Raw genomic sequence first — 14,651 nt, 5'->3', positions numbered from 1 at the left:
CACTTTTATTAATTTTAAAATAAATAATTGGATTGTTTGAATCAAGGAGGATTATAGTTATGGTAGTACAGCATAATTTATCAGCAATGAACACTAGCAGACAGATGGGCACAGTATCAAGTGCAATGTCAAAGTCAACAGAAAAGTTATCATCAGGTTACAAGATTAACAGAGCAGCAGATGATGCAGCTGGTCTTTCAATCTCAGAGAAGATGAGAAGCCAGATTAGAGGTCTTAACAAAGCTGCTTCAAATGCACAGGATGGTATCTCTCTTGTACAGGTAGCAGAAGGTGCTCTTAATGAGACACATTCAATCTTACAGAGAATGAACGAGCTTGCTACACAGGCAGCTAACGATACTAATACATCTGTTGATAGAGAAGCTATCCAGCAGGAAATGAATCAGCTTACAAGTGAGATTGACAGAATTCAGTCTACAACACAGTTCAACTCAATGAACCTCTTAGACGGTACATTCTCATCAAAGGCACTCAAGCTTCAGGTTGGTGCTATGTCTGGCCAGTCAATCAGTGTATCTATTGCAAAGATGAGTGCTTCAAAGCTTCAGCTTACAACAGCTAACATGAAGGTATCATCATTCTCAGCAGCTGGTACAGCAATGAAGACAATTCAGGATGCTATCAAGACAGTATCTGAGACACGTTCAAAACTCGGTGCTATCCAGAACAGACTTGAGCATACTATCAATAACCTTAACACAACAAGTGAGAATACACAGGCAGCTGAATCACGTATCCGTGATACAGATATGGCTAGTGAAATGGTTGAGTACAGCAAGAACAATATCCTTGCTCAGGCAGGTCAGTCAATGCTTTCACAGGCTAATCAGCAGACACAGGGCGTACTTTCACTTCTCCAGTAAAAAGTATATTTTGTTTATTAAAGCTGGCTTATTAAAGCCAGCTTTTTTTACTTTATGAAGACACTGGGGATAGAAGAAGAGAACTAATTAAGACGTGTTAAGAAAATTGATTGTATGGAGTGATAAATATGCGTGTACCTGATAATTTTTTAGAGGGCGAGATCCGCAACAGCTTTTACGTTGAAAGCATGATGAAGAAAGTATGGGCAGCACAGCTTGAAGTGCTGCATGAGATAGATAGGATATGTAAAAAACATAATATAACATATTTTGCTGACTGGGGAACACTGCTTGGTGCAGTAAGGCACAAAGGTTTTATTCCATGGGATGATGATATGGATATAACTATGAAACGTCAGGATTATATTAAGTTTTGTGAAGTATTTCCAAAAGAGACAACAGAACTTGATTTGGTAACTATATATACTGAAGAATGGTGGAATAGTCTCATAACGAGAGTTGTTAATGGCAAAAGAATACGATTTGATGATGAACATCTTCAAAAATACCATGGATGCCCATGGGTGATAGGACTTGATATATTTATTGTTGATTATGTTGCACCAACGCAGGAAGATGATGAATATACATGTGAAATTATAAAAATTGTGTCAGCACTTGTTGCTAATATAGAAGAAAATATTTATGATGATGAAACAATAAAGGCAGCTGCAATTGAAGTAGAGCAGATGCTTAATGTAAAGTTTGACTATAGTAAACCTCTTGAAAATCAGCTGCTGAGACTGATTGACAGACTTAATATGATGTATACAGAAGAAGAGTCAACAAAAATTGCACTTATGCCTGACCATGTGGGTCCCAGACCTTTGGATGTATATCCAAAAGAATATTATAGCGAAGCAATAGAGATGCCTTTTGAATATACAACGATTCCTGTTCCGGTTGGATACGATGCGATATTAAAACAAAAATACGGTGAAAATTATATGACTCCGATAATTGCTAACAGCAGTCATGAATACCCATTTTATAAAAAACAGAAAAGGGAGCTTTACAGCCAGATGGGTATAAAGATATGAAGACAGTAATTACATACGGAACATTCGATTTATTTCATCAGGGACATTATAATCTTTTAAAAAGAGCAAAAGAGTTGGGTGATTACTTAATAGTTGGCGTTACAACTGAGCATTTTGACGAAGCAAGGGGTAAGGTCAATGTTGTTGACCCTATAATTGAGCGTATAGAGAATGTCAAAAAGACAGGTTTTGCCGACATGATTATTGTTGAAGATCATGATGGGCAGAAAATTGAAGATATTCAAAAATACGGTGCGGATATATTTACTGTTGGTTCAGACTGGGTAGGAACATTTGATTATCTTAATGCCTTCTGTAAAGTAGTCTATCTTGAGAGAACGCCCAATATTTCTTCAACATTTCTTAGAAAAAAACAGTTCAAAATTGTAAGAATTGGCATAGTAGGTACGGGAAGAATTGCACCAAGATTTATATCGGAATCAAAATATGTAAGTGGACTTACGATAGAATGTGCTTACAATCCGGTAGAGGAGAGTGCAAAGAGATTTGAAAAACGCGAGAAAATAAAGTGCTATACAGGCGATTATGAAGAATTTCTTGAAAATGTAGATGCCGTGTATATAGCTTCACCTAATGAAACACATTTTGAATATGCAAAAAAAGCGATAGAAGCAGGAAAACATGTGCTTTCGGAAAAACCACTCTCATTTACCAAAAAAGAGAGTGAAGTATTGTATACAAGTGCAAAAGAAAAAGGCGTGGTTCTTATGGAAGCTGTAAAAGCAGCATATTGTCCGGGATTCCAGCAGCTTATCAATGTCGCAAAAAGTGGAAAAATCGGGGATATAGTTGACGTTGAAGCATCATTTACAAGACTTGCAGACCCGCTTTCAAGAGAACGTACAGATGCAGAATATGGCGGTGCATTTCTGGAGTTTGGACCAAGTGTGCTTGTGCCGGTAATTAAGCTGATGGGAAAAGATTACACATCAGCTACTTTTGACAGTATATATGATGGCAATGGAGTTGACCTGTATACAAAGGTTGATATACGCTATGACAACGGATTTGCAACAGTGAAGACAGGCGTTGGCGTAAAAACAGAAGGACAGCTTGTTGTTTCAGGAACAAAAGGATATATAATTGCACAATCTCCGTGGTGGCTTATGAAAAAATTTGATGTAAGATATGAGGATTCATCAAAGATTGAGCATTTTGAGCCTAGATTCCAGGGAGATGGTCTGAGATATGAAATAAGTGATTTTGTTTCCAAGATTAATGGAACAGACAAGAAAGATTATAAGCTTACATCAGGAGAATCAATTATAATGTCTGAATTTGTTGAAAAATTCATGGAGCAGAAGAAAAACAGAAAAAATGGATGATTTCTAGACAGCGGAAAGGGGAAGATAAGTGAAGTCAGGGATTAAGTATGTTGACGGAATGGACTTGCATGGCGTGATTAAAGCCGGATTAGAGGATTTTGAACTGGAATATACTGGTTGTAAAAGTGCAGATATGATTCTTGAAAATGGTGGAAATATTGACGGAATTGCAATCAGTCTGTGTGATTTTACAGATAAAGGATTTTTAAAAGAAAATGCTTCGCAGATATTTAGGGATGCAATGTCTGTTGCAGACAGATACAATGCATATATTGTTATTGATACAGCAAATGTGAAAAAAGCGTCTGTTCTGGAACAGATTATTGATGAATGTGTCAATGAAATTGCTGCATCAGATGTTAATGTTTTTATAGAAAATGGTTATACGAATGATAATGGCAGATTCTATCATAATGATTATTCTGAAGGTTCAAGGCTTGTTGAACTTACAGATAAACTTAATCTGCTTGCAGGCTGTGATAAATTTGGAATCTGTATCAATGTTGGACATGCTAATCTTCTTGGTATAAACGTGAGGGATATGGTTAGAGTGTGCGGTAAAAAGACCGGTATAATGCATATTAACGATAACGACGGAAAAGGCGATTATCATCAGATGCCATATACATTTACGACAGGAAGAGGACTGCTTTCAACAGACTGGGACAATATAATAGGCGATTTGTCAAGAACAGGATTTGACGGAAGATTTGTATTTAATGTTGAAGGCACATTTAAAAGAACACCGGCAAAGCTTCATAAATCAATGGCAGAACTTCTTGAAGCAATGTATGAAGAGTGGATTGAGAGCTGTTTTAAGACTGAAGAATATCTCGCGGCTGACGGAAAGAAAATTATTCTTTTCGGGGCCGGGAGAATGGCACTTAATTATATGCAGAACTGGGGAGACAAGTACCCGCCGGCATTTCTTGTAGATAATAATTCTGAAATCCAGGGTCAGGAAAGATGGGGAATACCTGTTAAATCACCTGATGAAATCCTTAATGTTCCGGAAAGTGAGCGAAATGTGTGGATTTGCAATATGTATTATGATGCTATCGGTGCACAGCTTGACAGCATGGGCGTCGAATACAGATGCTATTGGGACCATTATTATATGTAGTAAGTTGTGAGGTGAAAAATGCTTAAAGTAGGAGTACAGACCAAAGGAATCCTTCCTGATATGCCGGTAGATAAAGGCTTTCAGTTTATTAAAGATGCCGGATTTGAAAAAGTTGACCTGAGTATAGATACATTTTTGAAAAATTCAGATTTATACGCCGGTAATGTTAATAGATTTTTTGATGCTTCAGTAGAAGATTTGCTTGTATATTTCAATGATTACAGGATTGCAATGGAAAAGGCGGGAATTAGTCCGTCACAGATGCACGCACCTTATCCGGTAAATGTTCTTGGAAGAGGAAAACAGAATGAATATATGCAGGGGAATGTAATACCTAAAAATATATTGATAGCGGAATTTTTAGGTGTTCCGTGGATGGTTGTTCATCCGTTTAAAATGCAGTATGTGTATGGAAAAGATGTTGAACGTGCGAAAAATATTGAGTATTTTAAGATGCTCATTCCACTGTTAAAGCAGTGCAATGTCGGAATCTGCTTTGAAAATCTTTATGAGGGTATCGGACAGAGACTTGTTGAGGGTGTGTGTGCTGACCCTGATGATGCCATATGGTATCTTGATACGTTAAATGATTATGCGGGAGAGGAATTATTCGGGTTCTGTCTTGATACGGGACATCTCCAGCTTGTAAAAAGAGATTCATATGAATTCATAACAAAACTTGGCAGCAGGCTGAAAGTTCTTCATATTCATGAAAATGATGCTATTGGTGATTTACATCAGATGCCATATACATTTGGCACGAATGAATCAGAAGGCCAGGTGTGGGACAGAATTTATAAAGGTCTAAAAGATATTAAATTTGATGGAACGCTCAGCTTTGAGACATTTCCTACAATGAACAGTTTTCCGAAGGGAATGTCTGCAAGTGTTTTAAAAACAATATGTTCTATTGGAGAATATATGGCTGAAAGAATAGAAAATGAAGGCTAGAGGTCTTGAAGCGGAAAGGCAGTAGAAACTTATGAGAATCGGAATAATCGGAACAGGAAGAATTGCGTCAAGGTTTGCAGATACGGCATTTGCCGGGATTGAAAGTGCATATGTAAGCTGTGTATATAATCCAAAGGCTGCAAGTGCAGAAAAATTTGCAATACAGCACAGAATAGAAAATTATACAGATAGTCTTGAGGAGCTTACTATGCTTACAGACGCTGTATATATTGCATCTTTGCATGAGACACATTATGAGTATGCAAAATATATGTTAAATAATAAAAAACATGTTCTTTGTGAGAAGCCTGCAGTGCTTAAAAAAGCACAGGCGGAAGAACTGTATAGCCTTGCAAAAGAAAATAATGTTGTATTTATGGAAGCTGTAAAGACTGCTTACTGTCCGGGATTTCATGCCATGATGGCAGCTGCAAAGAGTGGAAAAATAGGAAGAATCATAGATGTTGAGGCGGCATTTTCCAGACTTACTCCTGTTAATACGAGAGAATATATGGCACAGGATTACAACGGAAGTTTCCTTGAGTTTGGTAGTTATGTATGTATGCCGGTGTTTGAACTTCTAGGATGCGATTACGATGACGTAAGATTCCATTCAATGCGGGCTGTAAACGGTGTTGATGCATATACAAAGGCAGTTTTTTCATTTGGCGGTAAATCTGCTGAAGTAAAGACAGGGCTTGGCGTAAAGACAGAAGGCCAGCTTCTCATATCGGGAACAAACGGATATATTCTTGCCAAGTCACCATGGTGGCTTACAAAAGAATTTGAGATAAGATACGAAGACCCGAATAAAAAAGAAGTGTACAAATATGCTTATGAGGGTTCAGGACTGCAATATGAGTTGAAAAAGTTTATAAATAATGTAAATAATATAAAAAAGATAAACAGAGTTAACAGCTCGGATAGCAAGTGCCAGAAGATATCAATATGGACGGGTACAGAAGCCTGCACAAATCGTGAAATTTCAATAGCAACAGCAGATGTTATGGAAAAATTTATCGAGTGGAACAGACCACAGGTTCAGGAAAAACAGAAAGAATTATTTGGCAAGGATATAAAAAAGCCGAGAGTATGGGCATACAGGGGCTGTTGCACGCTTTATCCCGAAAATACGCTCGAAAGCTTCAAGGCTGCGGCCAAGCTTAAAGGAATTACAGGTGTTGAGCTGGATATACAGTTTAGTAAGGATAAGAAAATAGTTGTATTTCATGACGAAAATGCAAGTCGTGTTACGGGAATTGACAAAAATATAAAAGATTGCACACTTGATGAACTCAAAAGTTTCAAGATAACATCAAATGGCGGCAGATATGCACAGATTCCAACTTTGACGGAGGTTCTTGGACTTTTAAAACCATATTGTGAAAACAACGGACTGTTAATTAATATAGAATTAAAAACGAGCAAAGTACGTTATGAGGGAATAGAGGATGAAGCTTATAAGCTTGTAAAATCATATGGAATGGAAAAATATATTGTATGGTCTTCATTTCTGGCAGATTCGGTATCCTGCATCAAAAAGATAGATAAAGATGCAAAAACAGGAGTTTTAGCTGGCTCGTTAGAAGATTGCATAGCAATGGCACAAAAGACAGGTGCGGAAGCACTCCATCCATATATAGGTGGGCTTGTATTTGAACTGCCTGAGCATATGAAAGACATGCCGGTGCGGGCATGGAATGGTGAAGAACCGTTCTTTAAGGATGGAAGACCGTTGAAAGAACCTGACCTTAATAAATACAGGTTTTATGGGGCTACAGATATATTTACAAATATGCCGGAGAGGTATCTTGATGAACAGTGATTTTTTTAAAGAGGAAGTACGTGAAGGCTTTTATATCAGTGCAGAGATGAAAAAAGTCTGGGCGGTCGAAATGAAAGTCCTTTCATTTGTCATAAGTGTATGCAAAAAATATGACATACCCTATTTTGCGGATTACGGGACACTACTTGGGACAGTAAGACACAAAGGCTTCATACCATGGGATGATGACATTGACATATGCCTTAAACGTGCGGATTATATGCGTCTTATTGAAGCGTTTAAGAAAGAAAATAATACAGATTATGTATATAATGGATTTTATTTTTCAGATACAAGCGGTCAGCCGTTTATGAGTGTGTCTGATTATACAGGAGTTCCAATACCGGCTTCAGTGCAGGAAAAGTTCTTTGGATGTCCGTATGTTGCAGGAATCGATATTTATCCGCTTGATTATGTGCCGAGAGATTCAGAACTTGCTGGACTTCAGCTTAATATGTATGTTGCATTGTACGATATTGCGATAAGATTTTATGAGATTTCCAGGCAGGAATTGGAAGATAATTTAGGGCAGATTGAGCAGATTTATAACGTGAAATTTGTTCGTGATAATACTTTAAGAGGTCAGATATGGCGGCTTGCAGACAGTATCGCAGCCATGTTTACCGAAGAAGAAAGCGATAAACTTACATTTCTTGCACGTAATGCACAGGGCGATGTTGGATTTGGATATAACAAAGAATGGTATGATTCATCGGTGGATATGAAGTTTGAGGATATGGATATAGCAGTTCCGTGTGGACATGACGATATTCTTACAATGCTTTACGGTGACTATAAAGTTCCTGTCTGTAACACAAGTTCGCATAACTATCCGTTCTATGCGAAGCAGAAAGAGTTTTTGCTTGAGAATGGGTATGAGGTGTGAAAATAAAAACGAGCAAATCGTAATTAACCCTTGAATATAATTATATAAATGGATATAATGGAAATATAAAAACGAAAAAGTTGTAATTATATATTGGAGGGCTGCATGAAAATATTAAAAATAGTTGTAAATGGTCTGCCTCATGTTAAGGATGAACTTAATATTGATTTTGTGGCACAGCAAAGAGTTGATACTTATGATAAAGAGCATTTGTTTAATGTATTTTCTAATATATATGTAAACAGAGCTATATTATTTATAGGAATTAATGCTTCAGGTAAAACTACAATACTGAAAACAATTTCATTTGTGATGAAATTGCTTAATAATCAGCCAATTAATAATATAGAATCAAAAATTATTATGGATGATTTGAGTAAAGATGAAGATGTTATTATCACATCATTTTTTTATGATGGTAAAAATGTAAATAAACTGGTTACAGTAATAACAAAAAAGATAAACGAGACGGATGGAAGTGAAAAATTAATTATTAAAGATGAAAAACTTTGGTCTAAGAATGCTGATAAAGTAAAAACAAAAAAAACTCTGTTTGTATTTAATGAAAATGATTTGGAAGAAATAAGAAATAAAAATGAACAGTATTTGATGGACGATGTCAGTATTATAGTTGCCCGGAATAAAAAGAATAATAGTGGGATTTTTGTATGTGATATGTTAGAGTGGGCGGATCACAATATATTAAATGTTCTTGGAAGGTTTCCAAAAGAGTTATTGACATTTTTAGATCCGAGCATAGAATACCTTGAATGTAGTCTTAATGATAAAAAGGTGGATATACGCTTAAAATTTTATGGAAAAGAAGAAATTATAATAAATAATACAAGAATTTTGGAGAATTATTTATCTTCTGGAACTATAAAAGGTCTTGGCGTGTTTATGAGTGCGGCGTTTTCCTTTTCTGAGGGCGGTTATATGATAATTGATGAAATAGAGAATCATTTTAATCGCGAGATTGTTGCAACATTAATACGGTTTTTTATGGATGAAAAGGTTAATAAAAAAGGTGCAACAATTTTATTTTCAACGCATTATTCAGAATTGCTGGATGAATTTGAACGTAACGATAGCATCTATATTGTCAGAAATAAGGGCGGAATAGGTGTAGAGAAATTATCTTCAATATTAAAAAGAAATGACATCAAAAAGAGTGAGGTATATGACAGTGGGTATCTGGGAGGAACTGTGCCTGAATATGAAGCATATATGGCATTGAAAAAAGTGTTTGAGAAAAGAATTTGAAGGTAAAATAACGGTTTATCGTATTTTGGATTCTCGTAGAGAAAAATTTAATTTAAGTAAAGCATATGAGGATAAGGTTGATGTGAAAAATGTTATAACAGCTCCGGAAATTGAGAAATTGATAATATGCAATGAGGGAAAAATTAAAGAATATGAGCGAGAATTAAGAAAAAATCACAAATTAAAACCGAGTACATATTGTAAGACTTATTGCCGGTGAAAGTGTTTCTGTAAATACAGATAAGTTCCAGAATGATATGACAACACTTGAGAGTGCTGATGATGTGCTTACGCTTCTTGTGCATCTGGGATATCTTACGTATGATTTTTATAAGCATATTGTTTGGATTTCAAATCAGGAGGCACAGAAAGAGTTTATTAAATATTTAGATGTGAGCAAATAAAAAACAAAGGTTAAGAAAATAGAAAATAAGCCGATATATTAATTATAATTAGGAATTATAGGTGATAAAATTTGCTATTTAAATTATCATCGGTGTGCGAATGGAGTCGCTTGAATAATATATCAAAGAATCGTAGCAATATAGCGATTGGTGTATAAGCCCTGCATTTGTATGCAGGGCTTTAATTTTTTGAATGAGGTTATTACAAATGGAATGCAGACTTACTGATGATTGGGAAAATACAGAAAATATAATTATATATGGATTTGGCAAGGTTGCACATGATAACCTTGATTTTTTTAAAAATAATTTTAACATTGTCTATATTGTTGATAGCGATAAGAGTAAGTGTAATATTGAATACAAGGGTATAGCTGTAAAATATGTCGATGATGTTAAAGATGAGTTGAAAAACTACAAAATCATAATTATGACAGCTAACAGAAATGTTGAATTAGTTGGTAAAGATTTAGAAAAACTGGGATTTATTTCCGGGGAAAACTTCTGTTCAATGGAACAGTTTCTCACAGAATGGTTTTGGAAATATAAGAAGAAAGCTTGTCTGATGGAAGTTCACAGTACAATAACATCAAGATGTACATTGAAATGCAGACATTGCAATATGTTCATGCCATACTATAAAGAACAGATTGACTATACGGCAATTGATATATTAGCTGATCTGGAGCTGCTTTTTAGGCATGTTGATTATATTGTATCATACAGACTTTTGGGCGGAGAGCCTCTTCTTAATAAAGAACTTGCCGATATGATAGAACTTATAGGACAAAAATACGGTGACAGAATCGGAAATATTGGAATTATTACCAATGGCACGTTGTTACCTAGCGAAAAGCTTATTGAAGTGTCAAAGAAGTATGACATAAAGTATGATTTCAGTGACTATACAGATGTTGTTGATTATAAAGAAAGATTTGAAAATGCCGTTCAGATTGTGTCAGATGCGAATTTGAGATATTCGGTTAATCGTTCATTAAGGTGGTGTGATTTTGGATTTCCAGTTAATAACAGAATGTATGATTTTGATAAAGTAAGAGAACATATGCTTTCATGCGGACCAATTTTTCACGGACTTAATGATGGAAAATATTATTATTGCCATGTTTCGTGGAGTGCCGATAAAGCAAAATTGTTAAAAACAGTGCCGGATGACTATTTGGATTTAAGAGTGTTGAATGATGATGAAAATGCAAAGGAAATGATACTTGAACACAGTAAAGGAAATCTTGCAAAAGGCTTTGTCAAGTTATGCAAAATATGCGGCGGATGTGGTAATGATAATACGGAGTTTGTCAAAGCAGCACAGCAGATGTAAAAATATTTTGAATACAAATATTTAGGATAAAATTAACTCAGTTAAAGCTTAATCAGATGGGATTGAATCAGAAGGAAATTCATATGGAACAGAAGTCAAAATATGAAATAGAAATTGAAAATTTCAGAAAAATATTTGATGATAAAAAAAATATGCGTATAGCAATATACGGAATAGGAAGGCGTACGGCTACGTTGCTTCCGGGCATAACAGATTATAATATAACAGGGCTTCTTGACCGCGATAAAAATAATGTTGGCAAAGAGCTTTGTGATATTAAGGTTATTCCTATAGATAATATCGAAGAAAAAGCAGATTTAATAATTATTAATTCGGACCCGTCCAATTATGAAATAATATTCAAAAGAATATCTGGTAAAGTGACAATTCCGGTATATTACGCAGACGGAAGATTAGCGTGTTTGTCTGATAAAGATAAAAGCTATGAACAAAATGAGTATTGGAAAAGTTCATACGAAGAATTAAAAGATAAGATAGATCAGGCGGATATAGTTTCATTTGATATATTTGATACATTAATTATGAGAAAAATATTTTCGCCGGAAGATGTATTCAGGCTTTTGGGTGAAAAGATTAAGGGAGAATTAAAATCAGATTGTAATATCGCTGATATAAGAGCACAGGTAGCAGCCAAATGTGGACCTTTTGCAACTATTAATGAAATATATGAAAAGATAAAGAAACAGATTGATCTTACAGATAAGAATATGTCGGATATTATGCAATTAGAGAAAAAAACAGATATGGACTTGTGTATTGCAAGAAAAGATATTGCTGAGTTGTATGAGTATTGTATAGAGTCTGGAAAAGAAGTTTATCTGATAAGTGATATGTATTACACATTGCAGGATATAAAGAGACTGCTGGATAAATGTGGATTAAGTGTTATTGATGACAGACATATATGGATATCATGTGAGAAAAAGAAAGATAAGATATCGGGTTCGTTGTGGAAAGAATATTCTTCTGTAGTTGGTAAAAATGCCAAATGTATTCATATTGGAGATAATAAAATCGGAGATATTGAAAATTCAAAAAAATATGGAATAAACTCATATTATGTTATGAGTGGAAAAGATATGTTTAGGAATTCGTCATTATCGGAATTGGCAGCAAATATTAATACAGTATCAGATAGCATATGCCTTGGGCTTGTAATTGCAAAGCTGTTTAATAGTCCATTTGCATTATGCAGTACGAATGGTAAAGTATTATTTGATGACAGTGAGATTTATGGATATTGTGTCTATGGTCCATTACTTGAAAAGTTTCTTATATGGTTGTATTACAATTCAAGAAAAGACGGAATAGATAAGTTATTATTCTTTGCAAGAGATGGGTATTTCCTTGAAAAGGATTATAAGATTGCATCAGAGTTATTGTGCGATGGCTATAGGCAGGATTGGTGCTATCTTCCAATATCGAGAAGATTAATATATATGGCTGCAATAGAAAATGAAGAGGATTTTAAGAGAGTTGTAGCATTTCCTTATGTAGGAACATTTGCTGATTATATGAAATCAAGATTTGAAATAATGGTTACAGATGCAACCTCACAATATAATGATAGGCAGATTAACGCAGTTGGAGATAGTCATAACATATTAAAGTGGATTCAGCCTTATAAAGAAAAGATAATGCAAGAAGCAAAGGCAGAAAGAGAAAATTATATTAAATATCTTGAAATTGACGGGGATATGCAAAAAGATCTGACGTATGGAACAGTTGATTTGGGATATTATGGTACTAATCAGTATTATCTGCAACGATTAACTAATATTAAGACAAAAGGATATTGCTTTTATGCATGCTTATCGAAAGATAATATGTATATGAAAGATATATCTGTGGATGCGTGTTTTCAGTATGGCATTGATTATACTGCAGAAAAAAGTCTTGCAAAAAAAAAGAATATGCATATAGAAACTTTTATAACAGCTCCACACGGTATGATTAAGTATATTGATAATCATGGCAGCAGGATATGTGAATCAGATGGAAAAAGCCAGAAATATTTTCATATCAAAGAAAAAGTAAATTGTGGCGTGGTTAATTTTATTAGAGATTATATAAATATTTATAAAGGTGTATTGGCAGTTAACAGTGAGGAATATATAAAATTGATGCATGATAGGAAAGAAAGTCTGGAGGATAATCTGTTTTACAATATGCTAAATGGCATGTGTGATGTATCAAAAGATATTCTTAAAGGATTTTATTTTGATAATGATTTTGTTGGTGGGAAAGAGATAATGTTAGAAATATAGAATTTATAATTTGAAAGGAATTAAAGTGGAACACACAGTTGCAACAGACCCAAAAGAAATTAAATATATAAAGAAAAGATGCAGAAAAGCATTTAGAGAAAAAATATGTTTTTATATATGTAGAATATTTCCGATTAAAAAAAAGCTTATAAGCGTATGTACATTTGAGGGGAAAGGTGGATTTGGATGTAATGCAAAACCACTTGTGAAAAAATTGCATGAGATGAATCCCGAATATGAGTTTGTATGGTTTGTTAATGATATGAGTAAAAAATTTCCACAATATATAAAAAAGGTTCCTAATACATTATGGAGCAGAGCATACTGGCTTACAAGATCAAGCGTGTGGATTGATAACTATAGAAAGCTATTTGGTACATGTAAGCGTAAGGGACAGTATTATCTTAATGTGAATCATTACACAATAGGAATTAAATGTACTGGATTACTAAGAGGTGAAGGATTTTCAGAGATGGCATATCTGGTAAGTAAAAATGATTCGGATATGATAGATGATTTGGTTATTGATTCTGATTGGTGTGAGCAGTGTTTTGATAAAGCACTTGTTTATGAGGGGACATTTCTGAAAACAGGTGCACCGAGATGCGATGTGCTTTACGGAGACAGAAGTTTATTGAAAGAAAGATTCCATGGGAAATATAATCTTCCAGAAGATGCAAAGGTAATAATGTTTGCCCCGACATTCAGAGAAGGTGCAAAGGATGGAATCCGCAGTGTGTATTCAGAAATATGGTCGATAGATTTCAAGAGACTTATAGATAATCTTGAAAAAAAATTCGGCGGAGAATGGTATGTGTGCATAAGAGTTCACCCTCAATTAGCACCGACATTCAGTAAGTATAAGAATCCAGATGTACAAAGCAGACTTATTGATGAAAGTCAGGCTGATGATATGTATGAGATACTTGCAGCAATGGATGCTTACATAACAGACTATTCAAGTGCATGTTTTGAAGCGGGATTTGCACATATTCCTGTGTTTATATATGCTGATGACATACAGAAATATGCAAAAGACAGAGGGGCTTTGATGTGGAATCTGGCGTCTTATCCAAGGGAACGAATTACCAATAATAAGGCGTTTACACCGAAGCTTAATTTAATATTTCCGTTTACGGTTGCAAACAATAACGAGCAGCTCGAAAGCGATATTGCAGGATTTAATCAGGAAACATATAATGAAAAATTAAACGAGTTTTACAAAAAAATCGGGCTTGTTTTTAACGGCAATGCGAGCGAAAAGCTTGCAGGGGAGATAGAGAAAAAGATTAGGGATATTTAATA

13 protein-coding genes are annotated in these 14,651 nt (G+C 34.8%); all 13 read left to right on the top strand.

The features are described from left to right. Window positions 1-59 precede the first annotated feature (59 nt). The 13 genes from WMO38_RS07615 to WMO38_RS07555 all read left to right on the top strand — a co-directional run bounded on the left by WMO38_RS07615 (window position 60) and on the right by WMO38_RS07555 (window position 14,649). Window positions 60-884, top strand: a complete 825-nt coding sequence (locus WMO38_RS07615; protein ID WP_349162065.1) for a flagellin N-terminal helical domain-containing protein — start codon at window positions 60-62, stop codon at window positions 882-884. Window positions 885-1,012: 128 nt separating this feature from the next. Next, the gene (locus tag WMO38_RS07610; RefSeq protein WP_349162063.1) at window positions 1,013-1,924 is read left to right on the top strand and encodes a LicD family protein; all 912 of its coding nucleotides are present in this window, start codon (window positions 1,013-1,015) and stop codon (window positions 1,922-1,924) included. After that, the gene (locus tag WMO38_RS07605; protein WP_021866373.1) at window positions 1,921-3,270 is read left to right on the top strand and encodes a Gfo/Idh/MocA family oxidoreductase; all 1,350 of its coding nucleotides are present in this window, start codon (window positions 1,921-1,923) and stop codon (window positions 3,268-3,270) included. The genes WMO38_RS07610 and WMO38_RS07605 overlap by 4 nt, the downstream gene beginning before the upstream one ends. Window positions 3,271-3,298: 28 nt before the next feature. Then, window positions 3,299-4,393, top strand: a complete 1,095-nt coding sequence (locus WMO38_RS07600) for a sugar phosphate isomerase/epimerase family protein (protein WP_349162062.1) — start codon at window positions 3,299-3,301, stop codon at window positions 4,391-4,393. Between the two features lie 18 nt (window positions 4,394-4,411). Further along, window positions 4,412-5,344 carry a sugar phosphate isomerase/epimerase family protein gene (locus WMO38_RS07595; RefSeq protein ID WP_349162061.1) on the top strand — a complete coding sequence of 311 codons (933 nt, stop codon included), beginning with the start codon at window positions 4,412-4,414 and terminating at the stop codon, window positions 5,342-5,344. A 31-nt stretch (window positions 5,345-5,375) separates the two neighbouring features. Then, window positions 5,376-7,169, top strand: coding sequence for a glycerophosphodiester phosphodiesterase family protein (locus WMO38_RS07590; protein ID WP_349162059.1), 1,794 nt, complete (start codon window positions 5,376-5,378; stop codon window positions 7,167-7,169). Further along, a complete protein-coding gene (locus tag WMO38_RS07585) occupies window positions 7,159-8,055 on the top strand; it encodes a LicD family protein (RefSeq protein WP_349162058.1) in 897 nt (298 codons plus the stop codon). The genes WMO38_RS07590 and WMO38_RS07585 overlap by 11 nt, the downstream gene beginning before the upstream one ends. Before the next feature lie 105 nt (window positions 8,056-8,160). Further along, the gene (locus WMO38_RS07580) at window positions 8,161-9,318 is read left to right on the top strand and encodes an AAA family ATPase (RefSeq protein ID WP_349162057.1); all 1,158 of its coding nucleotides are present in this window, start codon (window positions 8,161-8,163) and stop codon (window positions 9,316-9,318) included. Beyond that, on the top strand, window positions 9,302-9,538 hold the full coding sequence (locus WMO38_RS07575) for a hypothetical protein (RefSeq protein ID WP_349162055.1): 237 nt from the start codon (window positions 9,302-9,304) through the stop codon (window positions 9,536-9,538). The genes WMO38_RS07580 and WMO38_RS07575 overlap by 17 nt, the downstream gene beginning before the upstream one ends. Window positions 9,539-9,575: 37 nt before the next feature. After that, window positions 9,576-9,722: a hypothetical protein gene (locus WMO38_RS07570; protein WP_349162054.1), complete on the top strand. Its 147-nt coding sequence runs from the start codon at window positions 9,576-9,578 to the stop codon at window positions 9,720-9,722. Between the two features lie 208 nt (window positions 9,723-9,930). Then, window positions 9,931-11,058: a radical SAM protein gene (locus tag WMO38_RS07565; protein WP_349162053.1), complete on the top strand. Its 1,128-nt coding sequence runs from the start codon at window positions 9,931-9,933 to the stop codon at window positions 11,056-11,058. Between the two features lie 83 nt (window positions 11,059-11,141). Beyond that, window positions 11,142-13,346, top strand: a complete 2,205-nt coding sequence (locus WMO38_RS07560) for a hypothetical protein (protein WP_349162052.1) — start codon at window positions 11,142-11,144, stop codon at window positions 13,344-13,346. A 25-nt stretch (window positions 13,347-13,371) separates the two neighbouring features. Next, window positions 13,372-14,649: a CDP-glycerol glycerophosphotransferase family protein gene (locus tag WMO38_RS07555; protein WP_349162050.1), complete on the top strand. Its 1,278-nt coding sequence runs from the start codon at window positions 13,372-13,374 to the stop codon at window positions 14,647-14,649. The last annotated feature ends 2 nt before the right edge of the window (window positions 14,650-14,651 follow it).

The organism is Lachnospira hominis (ex Hitch et al. 2025) (assembly GCF_040096395.1).
GTDB classification, from domain to species: Bacteria; Bacillota; Clostridia; order Lachnospirales; family Lachnospiraceae; genus Lachnospira; species Lachnospira hominis.
Note: the sequence above shows the minus strand (reverse complement) of the source record. Positions and strands in the feature narration are given on the sequence as shown.